24 protein-coding genes and 1 pseudogene are annotated in these 24,270 nt (G+C 71.1%); 13 read left to right on the forward strand and 12 right to left on the reverse strand.

Features of this window, described 5'->3' with window-relative positions; all coding sequences use genetic code 11:
• From IG99_RS41810 to IG99_RS41820, 3 genes are all read right to left on the reverse strand, one after another.
• A partial coding sequence (locus IG99_RS41810) for a VOC family protein (RefSeq protein WP_037684024.1) occupies positions 1–366 on the reverse strand: 366 nt, incomplete at its 3' end.
• A 103-nt stretch (positions 367–469) separates the two neighbouring features.
• Complete coding sequence (locus tag IG99_RS41815) at positions 470–1,720, reverse strand: L,D-transpeptidase (RefSeq protein ID WP_037683980.1); 1,251 nt, start codon at positions 1,718–1,720, stop codon at positions 470–472.
• A 236-nt stretch (positions 1,721–1,956) separates the two neighbouring features.
• Positions 1,957–2,319, reverse strand: a complete 363-nt coding sequence (locus IG99_RS41820; protein WP_037683983.1) for a hypothetical protein — start codon at positions 2,317–2,319, stop codon at positions 1,957–1,959.
• A gap of 109 nt (positions 2,320–2,428) precedes the next feature.
• Between IG99_RS41820 and IG99_RS41825 the strand changes: the two genes are divergently transcribed.
• Together IG99_RS41825 and IG99_RS41830 are read left to right on the forward strand one after the other, a co-directional pair.
• Positions 2,429–2,776, forward strand: a complete 348-nt coding sequence (locus IG99_RS41825; protein ID WP_078948231.1) for an LAETG motif-containing sortase-dependent surface protein — start codon at positions 2,429–2,431, stop codon at positions 2,774–2,776.
• A 42-nt stretch (positions 2,777–2,818) separates the two neighbouring features.
• Positions 2,819–3,619: a hypothetical protein gene (locus tag IG99_RS41830; RefSeq protein WP_037683986.1), complete on the forward strand. Its 801-nt coding sequence runs from the start codon at positions 2,819–2,821 to the stop codon at positions 3,617–3,619.
• Between the two features lie 61 nt (positions 3,620–3,680).
• Here the strand turns inward: IG99_RS41830 and hutH are convergent, their stop codons facing one another.
• The 3 genes from hutH to IG99_RS41845 form a co-directional block, all read right to left on the reverse strand.
• Complete coding sequence (hutH, locus tag IG99_RS41835; RefSeq protein WP_037683987.1) at positions 3,681–5,219, reverse strand: histidine ammonia-lyase; 1,539 nt, start codon at positions 5,217–5,219, stop codon at positions 3,681–3,683.
• A 96-nt stretch (positions 5,220–5,315) separates the two neighbouring features.
• Positions 5,316–6,458, reverse strand: coding sequence for a GGDEF domain-containing protein (locus tag IG99_RS41840; RefSeq protein WP_037683989.1), 1,143 nt, complete (start codon positions 6,456–6,458; stop codon positions 5,316–5,318).
• A 79-nt stretch (positions 6,459–6,537) separates the two neighbouring features.
• Positions 6,538–7,338 carry an enoyl-CoA hydratase/isomerase family protein gene (locus IG99_RS41845; RefSeq protein WP_037683991.1) on the reverse strand — a complete coding sequence of 267 codons (801 nt, stop codon included), beginning with the start codon at positions 7,336–7,338 and terminating at the stop codon, positions 6,538–6,540.
• A 238-nt stretch (positions 7,339–7,576) separates the two neighbouring features.
• Between IG99_RS41845 and IG99_RS44585 the strand changes: the two genes are divergently transcribed.
• Entirely contained in the window at positions 7,577–8,272 is a 696-nt protein-coding gene (locus IG99_RS44585) for a hypothetical protein (protein ID WP_051866586.1), read from the forward strand.
• A 22-nt stretch (positions 8,273–8,294) separates the two neighbouring features.
• Here the strand turns inward: IG99_RS44585 and IG99_RS41855 are convergent, their stop codons facing one another.
• Positions 8,295–9,425, reverse strand: a complete 1,131-nt coding sequence (locus tag IG99_RS41855; RefSeq protein ID WP_037683994.1) for an adenylate/guanylate cyclase domain-containing protein — start codon at positions 9,423–9,425, stop codon at positions 8,295–8,297.
• 176 nt (positions 9,426–9,601) lie between these two features.
• Positions 9,602–10,468 (reverse strand): biotin--[acetyl-CoA-carboxylase] ligase, encoded by an 867-nt coding sequence (locus IG99_RS41860; RefSeq protein ID WP_037683995.1) that lies wholly within the window; start codon positions 10,466–10,468, stop codon positions 9,602–9,604.
• A 110-nt stretch (positions 10,469–10,578) separates the two neighbouring features.
• Between IG99_RS41860 and IG99_RS41865 the strand changes: the two genes are divergently transcribed.
• The 4 genes from IG99_RS41865 (at position 10,579) to IG99_RS41875 (ending at position 13,307) form a co-directional block, all read left to right on the forward strand.
• Entirely contained in the window at positions 10,579–12,201 is a 1,623-nt protein-coding gene (locus tag IG99_RS41865; RefSeq protein WP_037683997.1) for an acyl-CoA carboxylase subunit beta, read from the forward strand.
• Positions 12,202–12,216: 15 nt separating this feature from the next.
• Positions 12,217–12,426, forward strand: coding sequence for an acyl-CoA carboxylase epsilon subunit (locus IG99_RS41870; RefSeq protein WP_037684000.1), 210 nt, complete (start codon positions 12,217–12,219; stop codon positions 12,424–12,426).
• Positions 12,427–12,504: 78 nt separating this feature from the next.
• A complete protein-coding gene (gene mmpB, locus IG99_RS49915) occupies positions 12,505–12,642 on the forward strand; it encodes a morphogenic membrane protein MmpB (RefSeq protein WP_199815728.1) in 138 nt (45 codons plus the stop codon).
• A 44-nt stretch (positions 12,643–12,686) separates the two neighbouring features.
• Entirely contained in the window at positions 12,687–13,307 is a 621-nt protein-coding gene (locus tag IG99_RS41875) for a Maf family protein (protein ID WP_037684002.1), read from the forward strand.
• 26 nt (positions 13,308–13,333) lie between these two features.
• On the opposite strand, the gene IG99_RS41880 is transcribed toward IG99_RS41875, so the two are convergent.
• A complete protein-coding gene (locus IG99_RS41880) occupies positions 13,334–13,813 on the reverse strand; it encodes a hypothetical protein (RefSeq protein ID WP_037684004.1) in 480 nt (159 codons plus the stop codon).
• Between the two features lie 389 nt (positions 13,814–14,202).
• Here IG99_RS41880 and IG99_RS41885 point away from each other — a divergent pair, with 389 nt between their 5' ends.
• Complete coding sequence (locus IG99_RS41885; RefSeq protein ID WP_037684007.1) at positions 14,203–15,975, forward strand: acetyl/propionyl/methylcrotonyl-CoA carboxylase subunit alpha; 1,773 nt, start codon at positions 14,203–14,205, stop codon at positions 15,973–15,975.
• Between the two features lie 863 nt (positions 15,976–16,838).
• On the opposite strand, the gene IG99_RS41890 is transcribed toward IG99_RS41885, so the two are convergent.
• Complete coding sequence (locus tag IG99_RS41890; RefSeq protein WP_267882609.1) at positions 16,839–17,687, reverse strand: DeoR/GlpR family DNA-binding transcription regulator; 849 nt, start codon at positions 17,685–17,687, stop codon at positions 16,839–16,841.
• 167 nt (positions 17,688–17,854) lie between these two features.
• Entirely contained in the window at positions 17,855–19,303 is a 1,449-nt protein-coding gene (locus IG99_RS41895) for an NAD(P)H-quinone dehydrogenase (protein ID WP_037684010.1), read from the reverse strand.
• Between the two features lie 132 nt (positions 19,304–19,435).
• Between IG99_RS41895 and IG99_RS41900 the strand changes: the two genes are divergently transcribed.
• From IG99_RS41900 to IG99_RS47020, 5 genes are all read left to right on the forward strand, one after another.
• Positions 19,436–19,873, forward strand: a complete 438-nt coding sequence (locus IG99_RS41900) for a gamma-glutamylcyclotransferase (protein ID WP_037684029.1) — start codon at positions 19,436–19,438, stop codon at positions 19,871–19,873.
• Between the two features lie 196 nt (positions 19,874–20,069).
• The gene (locus tag IG99_RS41905; protein ID WP_037684012.1) at positions 20,070–20,894 is read left to right on the forward strand and encodes a purine-nucleoside phosphorylase; all 825 of its coding nucleotides are present in this window, start codon (positions 20,070–20,072) and stop codon (positions 20,892–20,894) included.
• A gap of 93 nt (positions 20,895–20,987) precedes the next feature.
• A complete protein-coding gene (locus IG99_RS41910; protein ID WP_037684014.1) occupies positions 20,988–22,622 on the forward strand; it encodes a phospho-sugar mutase in 1,635 nt (544 codons plus the stop codon).
• A gap of 311 nt (positions 22,623–22,933) precedes the next feature.
• On the forward strand, positions 22,934–23,431 hold the full coding sequence (locus IG99_RS41915; protein WP_158973357.1) for a hypothetical protein: 498 nt from the start codon (positions 22,934–22,936) through the stop codon (positions 23,429–23,431).
• Between the two features lie 18 nt (positions 23,432–23,449).
• A complete protein-coding gene (locus IG99_RS47020) occupies positions 23,450–24,022 on the forward strand; it encodes an RDD family protein (protein WP_078948232.1) in 573 nt (190 codons plus the stop codon).
• A gap of 9 nt (positions 24,023–24,031) precedes the next feature.
• Here IG99_RS47020 and IG99_RS41925 read toward each other — a convergent pair.
• Positions 24,032–24,270 (reverse strand): annotated as a pseudogene (locus IG99_RS41925) (IS5/IS1182 family transposase); the annotation flags it as partial.

Genomic DNA, 24,270 nt, shown 5'->3' on the forward strand with positions numbered 1-24,270 from the left:
CTCCAGCACGCAGAACTCGTTGCCCTCCGGGTCGGCGAGGACCGTCCACGGCACATCGCCCTGGCCCACGTCGGCGGGCGTCGCACCGAGGGCCCGCAGACGCGCGACCAGCTCCGCCTGATGGGCCGTAGAGGTGGTGGCGAGATCGAGGTGCACGCGGTTCTTCGTCGTCGTCTTGGGTTCCGGGACGGGAACGACGTCGATGCCCACGGCGACCGGGTCCGGCCAGACGAGGCCGCCGACGGGACCGACGTAGGTGGTCACGCCGGGGCTGTAAGCGCTCCAGCCGAGCGCCTCCGCCCAGAACCGGCCGACCGCCAAGCCGTCCAGGGCCTTCATGTTCACGTGAACAGGTCGCAGTGCCATACCAATGATCCTATGCACCGGCTCTGCGACGATCCGCATCCCGAAAAGCCCGAAGGCGGCCGCCCGTATAGGGCAGCCGCCTCTCGGTCGGTCGTGGCGGGACCTACGCGGCCGAGCCGGCCTTCCACTGCTCCCAGCTCATGTTCCAGCCGTTGAGGCCGTTGTCCGGGGCGACGGTCTTGTCTCCGGTGTTCTTGACGATGACGACGTCACCGACGATGGAGTTGTTGTAGAACCAAGCGCCCGGGGTGTTCGGGTCGTTGGCGCCCTTGGCGTCCTGGAGGCCGACACAGCCGTGACTGGTGTTGACGGAACCGAAGATGGACTTCGCGCCCCAGTAGTTGCCGTGCACGAACGTGCCGGAGTTGGTCAGGCGGATGGCGTGCGGCACGTCCTTGATGTCGTACTCGCCCTTGCCGTCGTCGTCGGTGAAGCCCACGGTCGCGCCGTTCATGCGCGTCTCCTTGAACTTCTCCGACATCACCATGATGCCCTCGTACGTCTTGTTCTGCGGCGACCCGGCGGAGATCGGTATGGTCCGGATGGTCTTGCCGTCCTGCGTGACCTTCATCTGCTTGGTCTTCGCGTCGACGGTCGTCACCTGGTTGCGGCCGATCTTGAAGGTGACCGTCTTCTGCTGCACACCTTGGACACCGTTGGCGCCCTCCACTCCGTCGAGCGCGAGCTTCAGCGTGACGGTGGAGTTCTCCTTCCAGTAGTCGTCCGGACGGCAGTCCATGCGCAGACCGCTGAACCAGTGACAGGCGACCTCCTGGCCGCTGCTGGAGGAGACCGTGATGCCCTTCTGGACGGCGGCCCGGTTGGTGATCTCCTTGTTGAAGTTGATCGACACGGGCATGCCCACACCGACGGTCGAGCCGTCCTCGGGCGTGAAGTTGGCTATGAAGCTGTTGGACGGGGAGACCGTGGTGAAGGAGGCGTTCTCGTGGGCCTCACGACCGTCCGAGTCCTTCGCGGTCGCCGTCAGCTTGTAGGTGGTGGAGCGCTCCAGCTGGACACTGGGCTTCCAGCTCGTCTTGTCGGCGGAGAGCTGACCCGCGACGGCGGCGCCGTCGGCCGTCGTCATGGACACCTGGGTGAGCGTGCCCTTGCTGACCTTGACGGTCGCCGAGTTGTTGATGGAGGCGTTGGAGGAGCCGTCCTTGGGGGTGATCTGGATGTCGGCCTCGGACGCCTTCTTGGCCGCCGCCTCGTCGGCCTTGGCCTGTGACGTGTCCTTGCCCCCCTTGTCGGAGGCGCCTGCGTCACCGTCGGAACATGCCGAGAGCACCAACACACCGCCGAGCAGTGCGGACGCGGCCATCAGGCGCCTGCGCCGCTTACTGTTCGTCATCACTCGCTTCTCCATGGTTGCCGAATCCCCAAAAAGCCCGAGAGTCCCCGTTAAGAATCTTCAACGCTACGACCGGTTCATCCCGTTCCACATTCCTCGTATGTGTGGGGCACGCCACTTCGCCAGTTGGGGCGATCCGCCGGGGCGGGTGGTGCGGCTGTCGGTCCGTGCGCACGTTGAGACGACGAAACCCCGGGGGGTGGTTGCCGCCCGGGGTCACGATTTCCCAGGAACGCTCAGCCAATGCCGCCCGCGCGGCCGACTTCGTCGTCGTCGCCGTCCTCATCCACATCATCGTCGTCGATGCCCCAGTCAGGCGAGTCCGGGTCGTAGACGATCGGCTCGCTCGACCAGGACGCCTGCTGGAGTTCGACCCCCGGCACCCCGCTGACCAGGTCAAACGGCTCGACGAGATAGGCGAGCGCCTCCGCGGTGTCTTCCGTCACAGCGTTCTCGACATGGGCCCGCTCCTCCTGCGGCATCTCCCGATCGCTCGCGACCCGGCGCAGCGCGGCCTTGATCAGCTCGTCCCTGTCGTCCACTTCGACGACGAGTTCCACACGAAGACGGACAAAACGTGATGTCTCTGCAGTGCTCATGGCGCGAGACTACGGCCCGATGCTCCCGTGACTTTCCCGTGACCCGCGCCTTTCACTAACATCGCCCCACACGGCCAATTCGCCAGCGCTACAAGGGGATCGATATTCCGTGTCATCCGCTCGCCGTCCGTTGCTGACCGCCACCGCCGCGGGGACCCTCCTCGCCGCCCTGTGGTTCGTCCCGTCCGCCAACGCGACACAGGAGGCCCCTGCCAGAACGGAGGCCCCGGCGACCACGACGACGCAGGTCACCCAGCAGGCGAGGGTGGCGTCCGCGGTCGACACGACCGACTCGGTCGACGCGACGGTCACCACGGCCGACACCGCCGGCGACACCCGGCTCGCCGACACGGGCAGCTTCGACACCACCCCGTACGTCGCCGGAGGCACCATCTGCCTCGCGCTGGGCGCCGGGTTCGTCGTCTACTCGGTACGCCGGGAACGTCTCGGTTTTTGAAATTGCTTGACGTGCCCTTGACCAGCCGCTCATAGTCCGCCCATGAAGAGATCATCGGGGGCGCGGCTGTGCGCCACGGCCACGCTGGGCGCACTGTCGCTCGCCCTCCTCACGGGCTGTTCCGACGAAGGGGCGGACTCCAAGGACGACGCCAAGTCCGGGGGGTCAGGGGGTTCCCCCTCGTCGCCCGTTGCGACCGCGACGGCGCGCACCGCCGCCGAGTTGGAGAAGCTGCTCCTCGCCCAGGGCGAGGTCAAGGGCTACCGGGTCACCTCGGGCGACGACACCCTGCCGAAGTCGAAGAGCGATGTGAAGACCGACAAGGCCGAGTGCGCGCCGCTCGCCTACGCCATGTCCGGTCTCGCGCCCGGCGAGACGGAGGCGAACGCGAGCAACACCGTCACGGAGGACAAGGCCTCGGACGCCGCCTCCAAGAACCCGAAGGACCTCAGCGAGGAGGACATCGCGGGCGCCTTCAAGGTCGACATGACCTTCGTGGGTCTCTCCTCCTACGACGGTGACCGCGCCGTGAGGGCCCTGAATTCCGTCTCCGACGGCGTCAAGGCCTGCTCCGGCGGCTTCGGCATCACGTCCCAGGGCGAGAAGCAGAAGATCACCAAGGTGGCCGAGGGCAAGGCCTCGGGCGCCGGTGACGAGTCGGTGGCGTTCTCCGTGAGCTCCGACATGGACGGCCAGGGCACGGCCACGTTCAACACCGAGGTGGTGCGCGTCGGCAACACCGTCGCCACGTACTACACCGTGAACTTCGGCAATCTGGAGACCGGCAAGGCGGCCGAGATCCCGTCCGCCGTGATCGAGGGCCAGGCGGCCAAGCTCAAGTGACGTCCGCGGGGGCCCGCCGTCGTAGGCGACGGCGGGGCCCCGCTGTGTTCGCCTCGTTCGTTTACCGGAGCGGCCCGGTGACCGTCTCCACCGTCGCGACCAGCCGCCCCTCGCGCACGTAGACGTCCGCCGCCGCGAGGTCCGGGGCGAGGAAGCGGTCGGGGCCGGGTCCCTGGACCCCGGCCGCCCGTACGCCGTCGATGACCGCCCGGGTGGCCGGCGCCGGAGCGAGGCCCTCGCGCAGCTCCACGGCACGGGTGGCGGCGTACAACTCGATCGCGAGCACGCGCGTGAGGTTGTCGACGGCGGTGCGCAGCTTGCGGGCCGCGGACCAGCCCATGGAGACGTGGTCCTCCTGCATCGCCGAGGACGGGATCGAGTCCGCGGACGCCGGTACGGCCAGCCGCTTCATCTCGCTCACCAGCGCGGCCTGCGTGTACTGGGCGATCATCAGCCCGGAGTCGACGCCGGCGTCGTCCGCCAGGAACGGCGGCAGACCGTGACTGCGGTTCTTGTCCAGCAGCCGGTCGGTGCGCCGCTCGGCGATGGAGGCGAGGTCGGCGGCGGCGATGGCGAGGAAGTCGAGGACGTAGGCGACCGGGGCGCCGTGGAAGTTGCCGTTGGACTCCACCCGCCCGTCGGGCAGGACGACCGGGTTGTCGACCGCCGACGCCAGCTCGCGCTCGGCGACCAGGCGGGCGTGCGCGAGGGTGTCGCGTCCGGCGCCCGCGACCTGCGGGGCGCAGCGCACCGAGTAGGCGTCCTGGACGCGCGGGGCGTCGTCCTGGTGGTGGCCGGTCAGGTCCGAGCCCTTCAGCACGGCCAGCATGTTGGCGGCGGCCGCTCCCTGACCGGGGTGCGGGCGGATGGCGTGCAGCTCGGGGGCCAGGACCTTGTCGGTGCCGAGGAGTGCTTCGAGGCTGAGGGCCGCCGTGACGTCGGCGGACTTGTACAGCGTCTCCAAATCGGCGAGGGCCATGACCAGCATGCCGAGCATGCCGTCGGTGCCGTTGAGCAGGGCGAGGCCCTCCTTCTCGCGCAGCTCGACGGGGGCGATGCCGTGCTCGGCGAGGAGCTCACCGGCGGGCCGTACGACACCGTCCGGGCCCTCCGCGTCCCCCTCCCCCATGAGCGCGAGGGCGCAGTGGGACAGCGGGGCCAGGTCGCCGGAGCAGCCGAGGGAGCCGTACTCGTGGACGACCGGGGTGATCCGGGCGTTGAGCAGGTCGGCCATGGTCTGCGCGACCTCGGGGCGGACACCGGTGTGCCCGGAGCAGACGGTCTTCAGCCGCAGGAACATCAGCGCGCGTACGACCTCCCGCTCCACCCGGGGCCCCATGCCGGCGGCGTGCGAGCGGACGATGTTGCGCTGCAACTGGGCGCGCAGCTCCGGGCTGATGTGCCGGGTCGCCAGGGCGCCGAAGCCGGTGCTCACGCCGTAGACGGGCTCCGGCTTGGCCGCCAGCTGATCCACGATCTCGCGGGCCGCGGCGAGGGCCGCGACCGCCTCCCCGGAGAGCTCGACCCGGGCACCGCCGCGCGCCACGGCGAGCACGTCGGACGCGGTCACGCCGGACGTCCCCACCACCACAGTGTGCATATCCATATTCAGGAGCGTACGCAGTGAATTCGAAGATGTCACCAGTGGGTGGCTGGTTCGCCCCTTACGCGGTGGGGTCTCGGTGCCGTGCGCGGCTCATGGGCGTCCGCGGAAGCGGCGCCGTTCGGCGCCCGGCTCCGGCGGCGGTTCGTCGGCGAGGCGTACGACGGGATCCTCGGGCCCCTCCCGGCCGGCGACGACCGGCCTGGTCGCCCGCAGGGCCTTGGCCCGGTACTGGGCGGCGTCGGCGAGCCGGAAGAGGCGGCGGGCGTCGCGCACCGGGCCGATGGGGTCCTCGGTGGAGGCGACACCACAGGCCACGCCGTCACCCAGCTCCAGTTCCGCGGCACGCCGGCACAGTTCCCCGGCCACCTTCACCACGTCGTCCGCGGGCGGGCCGACCGCGAGCAGACAGAACTCGTCACCGCCGAGGCGGGCGGCGAGCGCGCCCGGCAGCATCGCACCGCACAGCGACAGCACCGACCCGAACCGCTCCAGCAGCCGGTCGCCGACGGCGTGCCCCTGGGTGTCGTTGACCCGCTTGAGCCCGTTCACGTCGCAGACCACGAGACTCACGGTGACGCCCTGAACGCCATGCCGTTCGATCGCCTCGTCCAGCCGTACGTCGACGGCGCGGCGGTTGGCGAGACCGGTGAGCGCGTCGGTGAAGGCCAGGCGGCGGGCCTCCTCCAGACGTTCGGTCTGCGCGATCCCGGCGGCGACGACGGAGGCCAGGACGGTGGCGAAGTCGGCGTCGGCGCGGTCGAAGACGGGGGTGCCGGTGGAGCGGGCGACGTACAGCTCACCCCAGGCGCGGCCGTGCAGGACGATCGGGGCGACGACGCAGGAGCCGCGGCCGCGGCGGCGCAGGGCGGCGACGCGCTGGTGGCAGTAGCCGGACTGGCCCGCTGCGGGGCCGTCGGCCGTCTCGACCCAGGCGTTGGGCTCACCGCCACCGGCCCAGCGTTCGTGCAGGAACTCGGTGATCTCGGGGAACTGGTGCACGGGGTAGGCCTCGGCCTCGGGGAACTCCTCCTCGCCCGACGCCCGGTCCCCCACGTTCACGAGGACCCGCAGCCGCCCCAGGTCCCGCTCCCACAGCGACAGCGCGGCGAAGCTCCCGGCAAGCGCCCTGCACGCCCCGAGCGCCGCGGCCCGCCATGACTCACGCGGGCCGTGCGCGGCGGCCATGCCCTGCGCCAACGCCACCACAGCCGCGAGCCGTCTGTCCTCACCCATCACCCCAGGCTAGGGATATTTCGCCTAAAAAGGGACGCAAAGTGCGGCCGCACGAGGTGGTGAACAGGCACAGTCCCGCCTACTCCCCCGGCCACTCCGGCTTCCGCTTCTCGTTGAACGCCGCCACCCCCTCCGCCCGGTCCCCCGAGAACGCCACCGACCGCCACGCCGCGTCCTCGACCTCGAGACCGGCCCGCAGGTCCAGCCCCTGCCCGAGCCGCAGCGCCCGCTTCGCCGCCCGCAGGCCCACCGGGGAGTTCCCCGCGATACGGGTCGCCATGGCCAGCGCCTCCTCCCGGTCCCGCCCCTCCTCGACCAGGACGTCCACGAGCCCCAGCTCCCGCGCCTCACCCGCCTCCACGCGCCGCGCCGTGAAGACCAGCTCGGCCGCCCGCGCCGCCCCGATCCGCCGCGGCAGCAGCTGCGTACCACCGCCACCGGGGATGACGCCCACGGACACCTCGGGCAGCCCCACCACGGCCGTACGGTCGGCCACGATCACGTCGCACGCCAGCGCCAGCTCGAACCCGCCCCCCAACGCGAACCCGTGCACCGCGGCGACCGTCGGCACGGGGATCTCCAGCACCCCGGTGTACGCCCCACGCGTCACCGGCCGCTGCCGGACCAGCTCGGCGTCGCTGAAGGAGTTGCGCTCCTTCAGATCCGCCCCGACGCAGAACGCCCGCTCGTGCGTCGACGTCAGCACCACGACCCGTACGTCCCGGTCCTCGCCCAGCGCCGCGCACGCCGCGGCGATGGAGCGGGCCATCCCGGTGGAGACGGCGTTCATGGCCTTGGGCCGGTCGAGGGCGAGTTCCGCCACATGCCCGTCCCCGTGCCGCCGCAAGAGGACGAACTCCCCGAACCGCTCCTCACTCATGACACCCTCCCGGTTAACGACGGTTAACAACTGCGCCGTGCCCGATCATCGCAGCACCGACCCCCGCGAGGAAAGAGCGGCACCCCACCCACCCGCCGGTTCCTTCCTCAGCGGCCGACAACCCGTTCGAGTGACATCCCGCCCATCTCCCATCCCAAGCCCCACAGGAGCGCATAGCGTGCGCTCCGCACGGCGCATGGGGGCGCGAGCGCCTCGGGGAGGGATCAGAGGGATCACGATGACGCACACCGAAGACGGCCTGGACGTACAGGACAGCTGGGTACCGTGGGTGCCCCGAGTGCGCGGCCGTCATCGTCGCCCCCGCCCGCGCAAGGTCATGCTCGCCGTCGGCGGCCTCGCCCTGGCCGCCGGCGTACTGGGCCTCGTACGCGTCGCGCCGGACTCCGGCGTCGCCGGCCTCGGCACCGCTGAGGCCGAGCCCAGCCCCGACCTGGCCCCCGGCACGGGACCGGACACGGAGACCGGACGGTCGGCCAACACGGCCGCCACCCTCTCGGACGCCCCCGAGCCGAGCCCTTCAGCCGCCTCCGCCATGGGCGGTTCCGACAGCGCGCAGGCCCCGGCCGCCGGCCGGGCCCGCACTCCGTACGCAAGCACCACCCCGCCGCCGGGTCAGGCCCGCGGCAACCCCGGCGCACCGACCGCCGCAGCCGTTCCCGCCGCACCCGCCGCGTCCCTTCGGTCCGCGCCCCCGCCGAGCCCGGCCACCGCGCAACCCACGCCTCCCGCGCCCGCACCGTCCCGGGCCACCACCCCACCCCCCGGCCCCCATCCGAACGAGCCGAACGAGCCGAACGAGCCGGACGAGCCGGACGAGCCGGAGGGGCCTGGCGGGTCGGGGCCGGGCAGCGGGGACGTCTGCGTCCCGGTCATCGGCCTGTGCCTGAACCCACTGAAGGGCACCGTCCACTGAGCGCGCGAGGCGAGCGAGCGGGCTACGCGTTCCCGACGGGCCTGCGCCGCAGCAGCCAGGGCTCGACCACGCCGAGTCCACGCACCGGCCGCTGCCAGGTCGGCTGGAGCGCGAAGCGGTACGTCGGCGGCTCCTCGCCCTCCTTCTCGGCGGTGGCCGCCTCCTCCGCCGCCGCGGTCTCGGAGGCCGGCGCCTCCCGGGTGCGGATCAGCTCCTCGGCGAAGGCGCTGTCGACGAGGACGGCATCACGCGGCGCTATCGACGTCAACCGGGAGGCGAGGTTCACCGTCGTTCCGAAGACATCACCCATCCGGGTGGTCACCGTGCCGAACGCCATGCCGACGCGGAGCTCCGGCATCGTCTCGTCGTTGGCCATCGTCTCGATGAGCCGCAGCCCGATCTCGGCGGCGATCCCGGCGTCGTCGGCGGCGTACAGGACCTCGTCGCCAAGTGTCTTGATGAGCCGTCCCCCGTGCGCGGCGACCAGGTCGGCGGCCGTGGTCTCGAACGCCTCGACGAGTTCGCCGAGCTCCTCCTCCTCCATACGGCGGGTCAGCCGCGTGAACCCGACGAGGTCGGCGAAGCCGACGGCGAGGCGCCTGTCGACCATCTCCTCGTCATCGGCGGCCTGGACGACCCGGCCCGCCGAGGCCGCGAGCTGGCGGCGCCAGACGTAGACGAGGAACTCCTCGAGCTCCGGCAGCAGCAGCTCGACGATGGGATACGTGACCTCGGTGCGGGTCATGCCGGGCTCGGGCGGCTCGGTCAGGCCCTCCAGGAAGGAGTCGATCTGCCACTCCGCCAGGCGGGCGGTGGTCTGGCCGGTCGACCGTGCCACCTGCACGGCCATCGCCTCGCTGAGCAGTCCCGCTTCGACAAGACCGGAGAGGCGGCGCAGGGCGAGTACGTCGGCCTCCGTGAGGGCCCTGGCCTGGCCGATGTCGGCGAAGCCCATGGCACGCCAGAAGCGGGTGGCGAGCTCGACGGAGACGCCGGCGCTGCGGGCCGCCTGGAAAGGCGTGTAGCGCCGCTCCGCTCCCAGGATGAGCTGTTCGAGGCGGAGCGCGAGGGGGTCCTCGTCGTTCTCGGTGCTCTCGGTGCCGTCGGGCGCTGGGTTCTGACCCATGCCGGAGCCCGTGTCGTCGACGGTCACGCCTGCTGCCCTTCCGATCTGCCGCGGTCAGGTATCGACCGGCCTCAACTCTACGGCAGGTGTGCGCCAGCTCACTCCGTGAGGTCCGGCCGAGGATGCGGTCTCGTCTCTCCTGAGGTCACCGGCGTGGGCGTGGGCGCCCCCGGTATGTGCTCAGCCCCGCCGCCACAGCACCCTCACGCCGGCCGAAGGTGCACGATGTCCCCCGCCCCCACCGGCTCCTGCACGCCCTCCTCCGTGGCGATCACGAGCCTGCCGTCACCGTCGACGGCCACCGCCTCCCCCACCAGGGCACGGTCCCCGGGCAGCTCGGCCCGCACGACGCGCCCCAGCGTCGAGCAGCCCGCCGCGTACGTCTCCTGGAGGCCGCTCGTCGCCGGATCGCCCCCTGCGTCCCGCCACCGCCCGTACCAGTCCTCCAGGGACCGCAGCACGGCCCGCAGCAGCGGGTCCCGGTCCGTGTTCACCGCACCGGCGAGCGCCAGGGAGCCGGCCTGGGGGACCGGCAGTTCCTCGGCCCGGAGACTGACGTTGATGCCGACGCCGATGACGACCCCGTCCTCACCGGCCCGCTCGGCGAGGATCCCGCCCGTCTTCCGCTCCTCGCCGCCGACACCGACCATGAGGTCGTTAGGCCATTTGAGTGACGTGTCGACGCCCGCCGCCCGCGACAGCCCCGTGGCGACGGCGACCCCGGTGAGCAGCGGCAGCCAGCCCCAGCGGGCCACCGGAACCCCGGTGGGCTTGAGCAGCACCGAGAAGAACAGGCCCGATCTCGCCGGCGCCGTCCACTGCCGTTCCAGCCGCCCCCGCCCGGCCGTCTGCTCCTCGGCGACGAGGACCGCGCCCTCCGTCACCTTGCCCTGGTCCGCCAGGGCCACCAGGTCGGAGTTGGTGGAGCCGGTGCTCCGGACGAGCTGGACGTCGGACCACAGGCCCCCCTCCCGCACGAGCCCCCGCCGCAGCGCCGCTGCGTTGAGGGGCGGACGGTCCAGGTCGGACCAACGGCTGCTGTTGTCGTCTGAGGCATCTCGCGGCGTCATGCAAGCCACCCTAGGTGTGGCAAACGCCGCACTGCCGATTGACAAGCCCCCCACTACTCTACGGATGAGTAACCGTCCCCCCTTTTGAGCAGGCAGGGAGCCGCATCCCGATGTCCGAGCCGGAAGAGCGTAACGAGATCCAAGAGACCCCAGGGATCGACATCCACACGACCGCGGGCAAGCTCGCGGATCTCCAGCGCCGCATCGAGGAAGCGACGCACGCCGGCTCCGCACGCGCCGTCGAGAAGCAGCACGCCAAGGGCAAGTTGACGGCCCGTGAGCGGATCGAGCTGCTGCTCGACGAGGGCTCCTTCGTGGAACTCGACGAGTTCGCCCGGCACCGCTCCACCAACTTCGGCCTCGACAAGAACCGCCCGTACGGGGACGGGGTCGTGACCGGGTACGGGACCGTGGACGGCCGCCCGGTCGCCGTGTTCTCCCAGGACTTCACCGTCTTCGGCGGCGCGCTCGGCGAGGTCTACGGCCAGAAGATCGTCAAGGTGATGGACTTCGCGCTGAAGACCGGCTGCCCGGTCATCGGCATCAACGACTCCGGTGGCGCGCGGATCCAGGAGGGCGTCGCCTCCCTCGGCGCGTACGGCGAGATCTTCCGCCGCAACACCCACGCCTCCGGTGTGATCCCGCAGATCAGCCTGGTCGTCGGGCCCTGCGCGGGCGGCGCGGTCTACTCCCCCGCCATCACCGACTTCACGATCATGGTCGACCAGACCTCGCACATGTTCATCACCGGCCCCGACGTCATCAAGACGGTCACCGGCGAGGACGTCGGCTTCGAGGAGCTCGGCGGGGCGCGGACCCACAACTCCGCCTCCGGTGTGGCCCATCACATGGCGGGCGACGAGAAGGACGCCATCGAGTACGTCAAGCAGCTGCTGTCGTACCTGCCGTCGAACAACCTCAGCGAGGCCCCGGTCTTCGCGGAGGAGGCGGACCTCTCCCTGACCGACGAGGACCGCGAGCTGGACACGCTCGTCCCGGACAGCGCCAACCAGCCGTACGACATGCACACGGTGATCGAGCACATCCTCGACGACGCCGAGTTCTTCGAGACGCAGCCGCTGTTCGCGCCGAACATCCTCACCGGCTTCGGGCGGGTCGAGGGCCACCCGGTGGGCATCGTCGCCAACCAGCCGATGCAGTTCGCCGGGTGCCTCGACATCCAGGCGAGCGAGAAGGCCGCCCGGTTCGTGCGGACGTGCGACGCGTTCAACGTCCCGGTCGTCACGTTCGTGGACGTGCCCGGCTTCCTGCCCGGCGTCGACCAGGAGCACGACGGCATCATCCGCCGCGGCGCCAAGCTGATCTACGCCTACGCGGAGGCGACGGTCCCGCTGATCACCGTGATCACCCGGAAGGCGTTCGGCGGCGCGTACGACGTCATGGGTTCCAAGCACCTCGGCGCCGACCTCAACCTGGCCTGGCCGACCGCCCAGATCGCGGTGATGGGTGCCCAGGGCGCGGTCAACATCCTGCACCGCCGGACGATCGCCGAGGCGGAGGCGAGCGGCGAGGACGTCGAGGTCGTGCGGGCGCGGCTCATCCAGGAGTACGAGGACACGCTGCTCAACCCGTACGTCGCCGCCGAGCGCGGGTACATCGACGCGGTGGTCATGCCGTCCGACACGCGCCATCACGTCGTACGGGGTCTGCGTCAGCTGCGTACGAAGCGGGAATCCCTCCCTCCGAAGAAGCACGGCAACATCCCCCTCTAGCCCGCTGGAGCCAAGGTGACGATCAAGGTCGTACGGGGCAATCCGACCCCGGAGGAGTTGGCCGCCGCACTGGCGGTGGTGAGGGCCCGCGCCGCGGCGGTGGCAGCGACGCCGCCCGGCGCGGAAGGCCCCAAGGACGCGTGGTCCGACCCGTCGAGGATCGCCGGCCACCGCCTGCCCCAGCCAGGGCAGGCGTCCTGGGCCCGCACGTACTGGCCCGGATAGGAACGAGGTACTCCGGGGGCGCCGAATTGAGTACGCCTACTCAGGCGCCCCTCCCCGGCCAGGCCGCACGCTGGTGCCATGCTGTGGTCCGACCCCGAGAACGAGCCGCCCAAGGAACTGCGTGACATGCAGGAGATGTTGCGGCGGCTGGGGTTTCTCATAGCACTGGCGATGGTGCTCGCGATGATCGTCATCGGCGTGAGCACGGTGAGATGAGCCGGCGGGGTGAGCCGACCGGGCTACGTCGATACGCTGACCGCATGACTGATCAGCCGCGCCGCCGACTCGTCCTCGCCTCCCAGTCACCCGCCCGGCTCGGCCTGCTGCGCCAGGCCGGACTCGATCCCGAGGTGATCGTGAGCGGCGTGGACGAGGACGCCCTCACCGCCCCCACCCCCGCCGAACTGGCTCTCGCCCTCGCCGAGGCGAAGGCCTCCGTCGTGGCCGCGAAGCCCGACGTCAAGGGCGCCCTGGTGATCGGTTGCGACTCGGTGCTCGACCTGGACGGCGAGGCCCTCGGCAAGCCGGCCGACGCCGAGGAGGCGACGGCCAGGTGGAAGTCGATGCGCGGGCGCGCCGGGACGCTCCAGACGGGGCACTGCGTCTGGGACACCGCGAGCGGACGGTACGCCTCCGCCACCGCCTCCACCGTCGTCCACTTCGGCGAGCCCACGGACGAGGAGATCGCCGCGTACGTCGCCTCGGGCGAGCCCCTCCACGTCGCCGGAGCCTTCACCCTCGACGGCCGCTCGGCCCCCTTCATCGACCGCATCGACGGCGACCACGGCAATGTGATCGGCATCAGCCTGCCCCTGCTGCGACGACTGCTGGCGAACCTCGGCGTGGGCATCACCGACCTGTGGTCGCCGCGCGAGAAGTGAACGGCTGACCCGGCCGGGGACGCGGGTCAGGACGCGCTGGGTGCCGGCGGGGGCGTGACCGGGGAGCCGCCGTCACCGCCCGGAGCGTCCTGGGGCTCGTCGGCGACGGGGCCCGGCCGGCGGTCGTACGTCATCAGCAGCAGCACGATGAGCGCCAGTACGACCACCATGAACAGGAACTGGGGCCAGCCCAGCAGGCCCCAGGCGAACGCGCCCAGGAGGCCGTGCACCACGGCCGCGCTGATCAGCAGGATGCGGCCGAAGCCGGCCGGGGGCCGGTTGCGCAGGGCCACCAGCAGGGCCACCAGGCCGCAGAAGGCGAAGTAGAGGCCGAAGACGACTCCGCCGATCTTCGAGGACGTGGACATCACGTCCGGGTCGAGGCCGGCCAGCGACATGTCCTGCCGGTCGACGACCACCCCGAGGAACCAGTTCACCGCGGCGATGCCGAACGCCTCGCCGAAGAGCACGACTGCCACCACCCACGCCACCGGCCTGCGCACCACCGGTCCACCCACTTCCGAGCTGTAGAGCCATTCGAGTGCTGTTCGAGCGAAGCTGCCGTCACCCCGCGTACGTTCGAGGCATCGCGAACGCTACTAACCGGTAAACCGAGGGACAAGGGTTCTGCGGTGGTCAAAGAACCGTTGGGCCATTCGTAGGGACTCCACAAAGAAACACAGTGGCCCGCAGCACGCCTTCACAGAGACCTTGACCACATGGGAGGGCTAGGGTTTCGGGGAGGAGTCCGGCGTACCGAGGTGCGACATGGGCTTTCGCGGGTCGAGCGAGCCTCGTATCACGCTCCGTGTGGGCAAGCTCACCACTGGGGACGGGTCGTAGTGCCGTGTCGGCTGTCCCTAAACTCGGCTTGTTTCAAGGAGGGAGCCTCATCGTGCGCAAGGTGCTCATCGCCAACCGTGGCGAAATCGCTGTCCGCGTGGCCCGGGCCTGCCGGGATGCCGGCATCGCGAGCGTGGCCGTATACGCCGACCCGGACCGGGACGCTCTGCATGTCCGCGCCGCGGATGAGGCGTTCGCCCTGGGCGGTGACACGCCGGGCACCAGCTACCTGGACATCGCGAAGGTGCTGAACGCCGCCCGCGAGTCCGGCGCGGACGCCATCCATCCGGGTTACGGCTTCCTCTCCGAGAACGCCGAGTTCGCGCAGGCGGTCCTGGACGCGGGTCTGATCTGGATCGGCCCGCCGCCGCAGGCCATCCGCGACCTCGGCGACAAGGTGGCGGCCCGTCACATCGCCCAGCGCGCGGGCGCCCCGCTCGTCGCGGGCACCCCCGACCCGGTCTCGGGCGCGGAGGAGGTCGTGGCCTTCGCGGAGGAGCACGGCCTGCCGATCGCCATCAAGGCGGCCTTCGGCGGTGGCGGCCGCGGTCTGAAGGTCGCCCGGACGCTGGAAGAGGTCCCCGAGCTGTACGACTCCGCGGTGCGCGAGGCGGTCGCGGCCTTCGGCCGGGGCGAGTGCTTCGTGGAGCGCTACCTGGACAAGCCGCGCCACGTCGAGACCCAGTGCCTCGCCGACCAGCACGGCAACGTGGTCGTGGTCTCCACGCGTGACTGCTCCCTCCAGCGCCGCCACCAGAAGCTGGTCGAGGAGGCCCCCGCGCCCTTCCTCTCCGACGAGCAGGTCGCCGAGCTGTACTCCTCCTCGAAGGCGATCCTCAAGGAGGCCGGCTACGTCGGCGCCGGAACCGTGGAGTTCCTCGTCGGCAACGACGGCACGATCTCCTTCCTGGAGGTCAACACCCGCCTCCAGGTCGAGCACCCGGTCACCGAGGAGGTCGCCGGCATCGACCTCGTGCGCGAGATGTTCCGGATCGCCGACGGCGAGGCGCTCGGCTACGACGACCCGGCGCTGCGCGGCCACTCCTTCGAGTTCCGCATCAACGGCGAGGACCCGGGCCGCAACTTCCTCCCCGCCCCCGGCACGGTCACCACGTTCGCCCCGCCGTCCGGACCGGGCGTCCGCCTGGACGCGGGCGTGGAGTCGGGCTCGGTCATCGGCCCGGCCTGGGACTCCCTCCTCGCGAAGCTGATCGTCACCGGCGCTACCCGTGAGCAGGCGCTCCAGCGGGCCGCCCGCGCCCTGGAGGAGTTCCAGGTCGAGGGCATGGCGACGGCCATCCCGTTCCACCGCGCGGTGGTGAAGGACCCGGCGTTCGCGCCCGAGCTCACCGGCTCGGACGCGCCGTTCACGGTCCACACGCGCTGGATCGAGACGGAGTTCGTCAACGAGATCAAGCCCTTCGCCGCGCCGGCCGACGCCGAGGCGGACGAGGAGGCGGGCCGTGAGACGGTCGTCGTCGAGGTCGGCGGCAAGCGCCTGGAGGTCTCCCTCCCGGCCTCGCTCGGTATGAGCCTGGCCCGCACGGGTCTCGCGGCCGGAGCCAAGCCCAAGCGCCGCGCGGCCAAGAAGTCCGGCCCCGTGGCGTCCGGCGACACCCTCGCCTCCCCGATGCAGGGCACCATCGTCAAGGTCGCCGTCGAGGAGGGCCAGGAGGTCAAGGAGGGCGACCTCGTCGTCGTCCTGGAGGCCATGAAGATGGAGCAGCCCCTCAACGCCCACAAGTCCGGCACGATCAAGGGCCTGACCGCGGACGTCGGCGCGTCGATCACGTCCGGTGCGGCGATCTGCGAGATCAAGGACTGACCGGTACGACCCCGCGAAGCGCCCGGCGAACTGCGACAGCAGCCCCGCCGGGCGCTTCGTCCGTGCCTACGGCGGGGCGCCCAGCGTCCTCTCGGCGTCCCACGTCGGGTGCGGCGAGCCCAGGGCCGGGCCCCCTGCCCTCATGGGCCGGACAACCGCGGTCTCCACGAGGGGACACAGACGCTCCTGGGGTGCAGCCCCCTGAGACGGCACAGGGCGCCTCGGGCACCGCCGGCCTGCCGACCCGCGGGACAATGCCCCGACCGCCGGACCCGGCCGGGCAAACGCCCTCCCGATCCACCGTCCGTCATCGCAGCCGCCCTCGGCCCCGGCAGCGGCCCGCCTGAGCCCCCGCCCCGTCCCGTCGGCAGTCGACGCAGCCCCGACGACTCAGTCACCGGCACCCGACCCGCAGCCCCCAGCCGACCCCGACCGCGTGGGCGGATCCCACGGCCCCGGTCGCCTCGACCGTGTCGGCGGGTCCCACGGCCCCGGTCGCCCGACTGTGCCGGCGAATCCCACGGCCCCGGTCGCCCCCGACCATCGGCCGACCGACCGCCCCCGGCCGGCCCCGGCCGCTCTGGCGGGTTCCACAGCCCCCAGTCAGCCCTCAGTCGGTCCCCGAGTCGGCCCTCGCCCCTCGCTCAGCCCACCACCCCGCCGAGCCCCGATGCCTCAGTCGATCAAACGACCCTCACCCGGACCGCCGACCGACCGCCCCCGGACGGCCCCGATCGCCCCGGCCGGCCCCGACCGCTCCGGCGGGTTCCACAGCCCCCAGTCAGCCCCAGTCGGCCCTCAGTCGGTCCCCGAGTCGGCCCTCGCCCCTCGCTCAGCCCACCACCCCGCCGAGCCCCGATGCCTCAGTCGATCAAACGACCCTCACCCGGACCCGGGGCCGGATCAACCCCCGCGTTTCCCGGGCCGCCCGACGCGCCGGCCACGGCGATCTGCACGCCCTGATCGGCGAGCGCCTGGAGTTCGGCGGCCGCCCGGTCGTCGTGGACGGGGGGCTCGTCGGTGACCAGGCGCGTGATCAGGTCGGTGGGGACCGTCTGGAACATGGTGTCGGTGCCCAGCTTGGTGTGGTCCGCCAGGACCACGACCTCCGCGGCCGCCTGGACCAGCGCACGGTCGACGGACGCCGACAGCATGTTGGACGTGGACAGACCGCGCTCGGCGGTCAGTCCGGTCCCGGAGAGGAACGCCCGGGAGACCCGCAGCCCCTGGAGGGACTGCTCGGCACCGGAACCCACCAGGGCGTAGTTGGAGCCCCGGAGCGTGCCCCCGGTCATCACCACCTCCACCCGGTTGGCATGGGCCAGCGCCTGCGCCACCAGGAGCGAGTTGGTGACGACGGTCAGTCCGGGCACGCGGGCGAGTCTGCGGGCCAGTTCCTGGGTGGTCGTCCCCGCCCCGACCACGATCGCCTCGCCCTCTTCGACGAAGCCGGCGGCGAGGTCGGCGATGGCCGTCTTCTCGGCGGTCGCGAGATGGGATTTCTGCGGGAAGCCGGACTCCCGGGTGAATCCACCCGGCAGTACCGCGCCGCCGTGTCGGCGGTCGAGGAGTCCTTCTGCCTCCAGTGCCCGCACGTCCCGCCGTACGGTCACTTCGGAGGTCTGGACGACGCGGGCGAGCTCACGGAGCGACACGGCCCCGTTCGCTCGCACCATTTCGAGGATCAATTGGCGACGTTCAGCAGCGAACACGAAACTGACAGTAACCCCAGCGACCGTCTGCTTTCAGCAGTTTGCGCCGAATAGCAGAAGTTGTTCGCACACAGGGGCGGGAGGTGATATAGGAGCCCACTCCCGACACTCCTGCTGTCGACGTGGCCGACAACTCCCCGTGACCGGCGCGGAGTCGGACCCGGCTGTCAGCCCTCGTCGCCCGCCTTGCGCGTGTGCAACTGCCGTGCCACCTCGGCGATCGACCCCGAAAGAGAGGGGTACACGGTGAAGGCGTTCGCGATCTGTTCGACCGTCAGATTGTTGTCGACGGCGATCGAGATGGGGTGGATCAGTTCCGATGCGCGCGGCGCCACGACCACACCGCCGACCACGATCCCGGTGCCCGGACGGCAGAAGATCTTGACGAAGCCGTCCCGGATGCCCTGCATCTTCGCGCGCGGGTTGCGCAGCAGCGGCAGCTTGACGACCCTGGCGTCGATCTTCTCCGCGTCGACGTCGGCCTGGGTGTAGCCGACGGTGGCGATCTCGGGGTCGGTGAAGACGTTGGAGGAGACGGTCTTGAGGTTGAGCGGGGCCACCGCGTCGCCGAGGAAGTGGTACATGGCGATGCGTCCCTGCATGGCGGCGACGGACGCCAGCGCGAAGACCCCGGTCACGTCACCGGCCGCGTAGACGCCCGGAGCCGTCGTCCTGGAGACCTTGTCGGTCCAGATGTGTCCGGACTCGCGCACCCGGACGCCGGCCTCCTCCAGGCCGAGTTCGGCGCTGTTGGGGATGGCACCGACGGCCATGAGGCAGTGCGAGCCGGTGATGACCCGCCCGTCGGCGAGGGTGACCTCGACGCGGTCGCCGACCCGCTTGGCGGACTGGGCGCGGGAGCGGGCCATGACGTTCATGCCGCGGCGGCGGAAGACGTCCTCGAGGACGGCCGCGGCGTCCGGGTCCTCGCCGGGCAGCACGCGGTCGCGGGAGGAGACGAGGGTGACCTTGGAGCCGAGCGCCTGGTACGCGCCGGCGAACTCGGCGCCGGTGACGCCCGAGCCGACCACGATGAGCTCCTCGGGCAGCTCGGTGAGGTCGTAGACCTGGGTCCAGTTGAGGATGCGCTCGCCGTCGGGCTGGGCGTCGGGCAGCTCGCGCGGGTGGCCGCCGGTGGCGATGAGCACGGCGTCGGCGGTGAGGGTCTCCTCGGTGCCGTCCACGGCCCGCACGACGACCTTGCGGGACCCGTCGAGGGCCTGCATGCCCTCCAGGCGGCCGTGGCCGCGCAGGACGCGGGCGCCCGCGCGGGTGACGGAGGCGGTGATGTCGTGGGACTGCGCGAGCGCGAGCCGCTTCACACGCCGGTTGACCTTGTCGAGGTCGACCCCGACGACCCGGGCCGCCTGCTCCAGCGGCGGGGTGTCGTCGGCGACGATGATCCCCAGTTCCTCGTAGGAGGAGTCGAAGGTGGTCATCACCTCGGCCGTGGCGATGAGGGTCTTCGACGGCACGCAGTCGGTGAGCACCGACGCCCCGCCCAGACCGTCGGCATCGACGACGGTCACCTCCGCGCCGAGCTGAGCGGCCACCAGGGCCGCTTCGTATCCGCCGGGTCCGCCACCGATGATCACGATCCGAGTCACGTGCTCCATTGTCCCGTACGGCCCCGGGAAGGACCGCCTGGGGGGCGACCCGAGACACCACTGTTACGGGAGGGACCAGTGGGTCTGCTTTTACATGAGAGGCGCCGCGTGGCGGGCGTGCTGCTGCCGTACCCTCAACGCATGTCGCTCTACGCCGCGTACGCCGGCAATCTCGACGCCCGACTGATGACGCGCCGCGCCCCGCACTCGCCGCTGCGCGCCACCGGCTGGCTCAACGGCTGGCGGCTGACCTTCGGCGGCGAGCAGCTCGGCTGGGAGGGCGCGCTGGCGACGATCGTCGAGGACCCGGTCGGGCAGGTCTTCGTCTCGCTGTACGACGTCGCCGAGATGGACGAGGAGTCGCTGGACCGCTGGGAGGGCGTGGGCCTCGACATCTACCGCCGGATGCGGGTGCGCGTGCACACCCTCGACGGCCAGGAACCGGCATGGGTGTACATCCTCAACGCCTACGAGGGCGGGCTGCCGTCGGCGCGGTACCTCGGGGAGATCGCGGATGCGGCGGAGTCGGCCGGGGCGCCGCACGATTACGTGATGGAGCTGCGGAAGCGGCCCTGCTGACGGAGCTGCGCACACGGCCTCGGCCTGCTGAAGCGGGGCTGGTGGGGTCGGCGGGTGGTGGCGGTCGCTCGGGGGGCGGGCCCGGCGGAGCCCCTGGTTGGAGCGGAGCCCCTGGTTGGAAACGACAAGACAACGATCGCCATCCCGTTACCTCAGTCATCTACGCGCGTAGGCCCGAAGCGGCTAGGCTCGTCGCGTGAACGCATCTCTTCTTCCGGACGACATCCAGGGCGACCCCCACGCCGCCGCCGCCGACGCCGCCGCGCGCCTGCGTGAACTGACCGGCGCCGAGACCCACGACGTCGCCCTCGTGATGGGCTCCGGCTGGGCGCCGGCCGTGGACGCCCTGGGCGCGCCGGACGCCGAACTCCAGGTCACCGAGCTGCCCGGCTTCCCGCCGCCGGCGGTGGAGGGGCACGGCGGCAAGATCCGCTCGTACCGGATGGGCAACAAGCGGGCCCTGGTCTTCCTGGGCCGCACCCACTACTACGAGGGGCGCGGGGTCGCCGCCGTCGCGCACGGGGTGCGCACCGCGGTGTCGGCCGGCTGCAAGACGGTCGTCCTGACCAACGGCTGCGGCGGCCTGCGCGAGGGTATGCGCCCCGGTCAGCCGGTCCTGATCAGCGACCACATCAACCTCACCGCCACGTCCCCCATCGTCGGCGCGAACTTCGTGGACCTGACCGACCTGTACTCGCCGCGCCTGCGCGCCCTGTGCAAGGAGGTCGACGCGACCCTGGAGGAGGGCGTCTACGCCCAGTTCCCCGGCCCGCACTACGAGACCCCGGCCGAGATCCGCATGGCCCGGACGATCGGCGCGGACCTGGTGGGCATGTCCACCGTGCTGGAGGCCATCGCCGCACGTGAGGCGGGCGCCGAGGTGCTGGGCATCTCCCTGGTGACCAACCTCGCCGCCGGTATGACCGGCGAGCCCCTCAACCACGAGGAGGTCCTCCAGGCGGGCCGCGACTCGGCGACGCGGATGGGCAGCCTGCTGACGCAGGTGCTGGGACGGCTGTAGGACCGGTTCCTCCGGACGCCGGTCAGGAAGAATCAGCGCGTCCGGCGCTCGAGGACGCGCTCGACCACAAGACGACGAGAGGTTGACCCCGACGTGCACGACGACGCCCTGATCGCCCGCGCCAAGGCCTGGCTCGCCGAGGACCCCGACGCGGAGACCCGCGCGGAACTCGCCGAGCTCATCGACAGCGGCGCCCACGCGGAACTCGCCGCCCGTTTCGGCGGCACCCTCCAGTTCGGTACGGCGGGTCTGCGCGGCGAACTCGGTGCCGGACCCATGCGGATGAACCGCTCGGTCGTGATCCGCGCCGCCGCCGGTCTCGCCGCGTTCCTCAAGAAGCAGGGCCGCACCGACGGTCTCGTCGTGGTCGGCTACGACGCCCGCCACAAGTCCGCCGACTTCGCGCGGGACACCGCCGCGGTCATGACGGGCGCGGGCCTGCGGGCGGCCGTACTCCCCCGCCCGCTCCCCACCCCCGTACTCGCCTTCGCCGTCAGGCACCTGGGCGCGGTCGCCGGTGTCGAGGTCACCGCCAGCCACAACCCGCCCCGGGACAACGGCTACAAGGTCTATCTGGGCGACGGCTCCCAGATCGTCCCGCCCGCCGACGCGGAGATCGCCGCCGAGATCGACGCGATCGGCAGCCTGAACGACGTCCCGCGGCCCGACTCGGGCTGGGAGACCCTCGACGACTCCGTCCTCGACGCCTACCTCGCCCGCACCGACGCCGTACTGGCCGACGGCTCCCCGCGTACCGCCCGCACCGTCTACACGGCGATGCACGGCGTCGGCAAGGACGTCCTGCTCGCCGCGTTCGCCCGCGCGGGCTTCCCGGAGCCGGTCCTCGTCACCGAGCAGGCCGAGCCCGACCCGGACTTCCCGACCGTCGCCTTCCCCAACCCGGAAGAGCCCGGCGCGATGGACCTCGCCTTCGCGAAGGCCCGCGAGACGGACCCGGACCTGATCATCGCCAACGACCCGGACGCCGACCGCTGCGCCGTGGCCGTGAAGGACGGCGGCGCGTGGCGCATGCTGCGCGGCGACGAGGTCGGCGCGCTCCTCGCCGCCCACCTGGTCGCCCGCGGCGCGCGGGGCACCTTCGCGGAGTCCATCGTCTCCTCCTCCCTCCTCGGCCGGATCGCCGAGAAGGCCGGGCTGCCGTACGAGGAGACGCTCACCGGCTTCAAGTGGATCGCCCGCGTCGAGGGCCTGCGCTACGGCTACGAGGAGGCCCTCGGCTACTGCGTCGACCCCGACGGCGTCCGGGACAAGGACGGCATCACCGCGGCCCTCCTCATCACGGAGCTCGCCTCCGAGCTGAGGGAGCGGGGCCGTACCCTCCTGGACCTCCTCGACGACCTCGCCGTGGAACACGGCCTGCACGCCACCGACCAGCTCTCGGTCCGGGTCCAGGACCTGTCGGTCATCGCCGACGCCATGACCCGCCTGCGCGAGCAGCCGCCCACCGAGCTCGCGGGCCTGCCGATCACCCTGGCCGAGGACCTGACCCGGGGCACCGCCGACCTCCCCCCGACCGACGGCCTCCGCTACACCCTCACCGGCGCCCGGGTCATCGTCCGCCCCAGCGGCACGGAACCCAAGCTCAAGTGCTACCTGGAAGTGGTCGTCCCGGTCGACTCCCCCACCGCCCTCCCGGCGGCCCGCACCAAGGCGACCGACCTCCTGACCACCATCAAGCGGGACCTGTCGACCGCAGCCGGTATCTGAACCGGTGCCCGGTTCCCACCGGGCACCGCCCGAGGAGACCGCTGAACAGACCGCTCACCCGCGCCGATCCGGTCGCCTCCGGGCGACCGGATCCGGCCGCCGGTGCCGGGCGGCGACAGCGTGATCGACATGCGGCGCCTTCGAACCTGTGGTCGACTGGAGTACGGGGAAGGCGGGTTGGGTGCCTTGCCGCAAGGTGCGGACATCTTCGCAGAGCCGCTTCACACGCTGCCCGCGAGGCGCCGCTGCCCGATATCCGGGATGTGGTCTCCATGAACATCCGACGGGCTCTGGCCGCGACCACACCGCTGATGATCGCCGCGGCACTGTGCCTGGGTACTCCGCCGGACACGACGTCGGCAGCGGGAGCAAGCGCTGCCAGGATGTTCCCCGCGGCGGGCGCGTACGCCACGCAGGGCGCCAGCACCATCATCTCGGACGACGGACGGCTGCAGGTCTCATGGATAGGCAGTCAGGTGTTCCCCTGGGAAGGCGGCATACCGACACGCTGGCAAGTGGACGTCATTTACCACAACACGTCCGACCACGTTCTCTACTTGACCTGCAAGGGCTGGGACACCGGAAAGGTACGGGAGTACATATCCAGAGGCGGGCGCAACATCGGTCACGTCGAGGCCGAGCACGACCTCTGCAGTGATCACCCCGACTGGAACGCGAACCTCAGCCCCAATCACCGCCTCGTCCTCTCGTGGGCCGTGTTCCACAACGTCCCGAGGATCGGCGATCAGGTTTCCTTGCAGTGGGGCACATACGGAACCTCCAAGGCTCTCGACCCCTTCGGCCATTGATCGATAGAGGAGTCGGTCATGGACAAGAATTCCGGTGAGCGGCCGCAGGCCCCTGAAACCATCGAAGGAACCAGGTCGGCACCACCACCCCGGTTCGTGCCACCTCCGACACCGGCGGCAGCCGCGCCCCTCGCGGCAACGGCCACGTGCCAGAACTGCGGGCAAGCGGTCGGGCCGGAACCCTCCTGCCAAACCTGTGGCCAAGTACTCTTCCTGCCGCGCGGGATCCCCCTCGCCACGGTGGGGCTCCGGTTCGGCGGATACCTCCTGGAGGGTGTACTCATCGTGTGCACTCTGGTGATCGGCTGGTTCGTGTGGGCGTTCATCGTCTTCCAGTACGGCCAGACGCCCGCGAAACAACTGCTCCACATGCGGGTCGTATTCATTCCCGAAGCACGAACAGCCGGCTGGTGGAGGATGTTCTTCCGTGAATTCATCGCGAAGACGATCATCGCCATCCTCGCCAGTTTCACCCTTCTCATCCCGTACTTCTGGCTGATGTGGGACCGAAATCGCCAGGAGTTGTGGGACAAGATGGCCACCACCCTCGTCGTCAGCGATCCCCAGGACCAACTGGCGCCGCGCACCTAAGAGGATGTCTCACGTGGCGAGTTTCGCGAGCTTCTTGTAGCAGGTGAGGGCGGCTGCGAGGCCGAGGAAGTGAGATCCCTTTCGCTCGTACCGGACGGTGAGCCGGCGGAAGCCGAACAGCCAGGCGATCGACCGCTCGATCTTCCAGCGGTGCCGGCCGAGCCGCTCGCTCGGTTCGATCCCGGGACGCGCGATGCGCGGGACGAGCCCTCGCTCGCGCAGCCAGGTGAGGTGTTCCCAGCGGGATG

Source organism: Streptomyces griseus subsp. griseus (genome assembly GCF_000720255.1).
GTDB classification, from domain to species: Bacteria; Actinomycetota; Actinomycetes; order Streptomycetales; family Streptomycetaceae; genus Streptomyces; species Streptomyces griseus_I.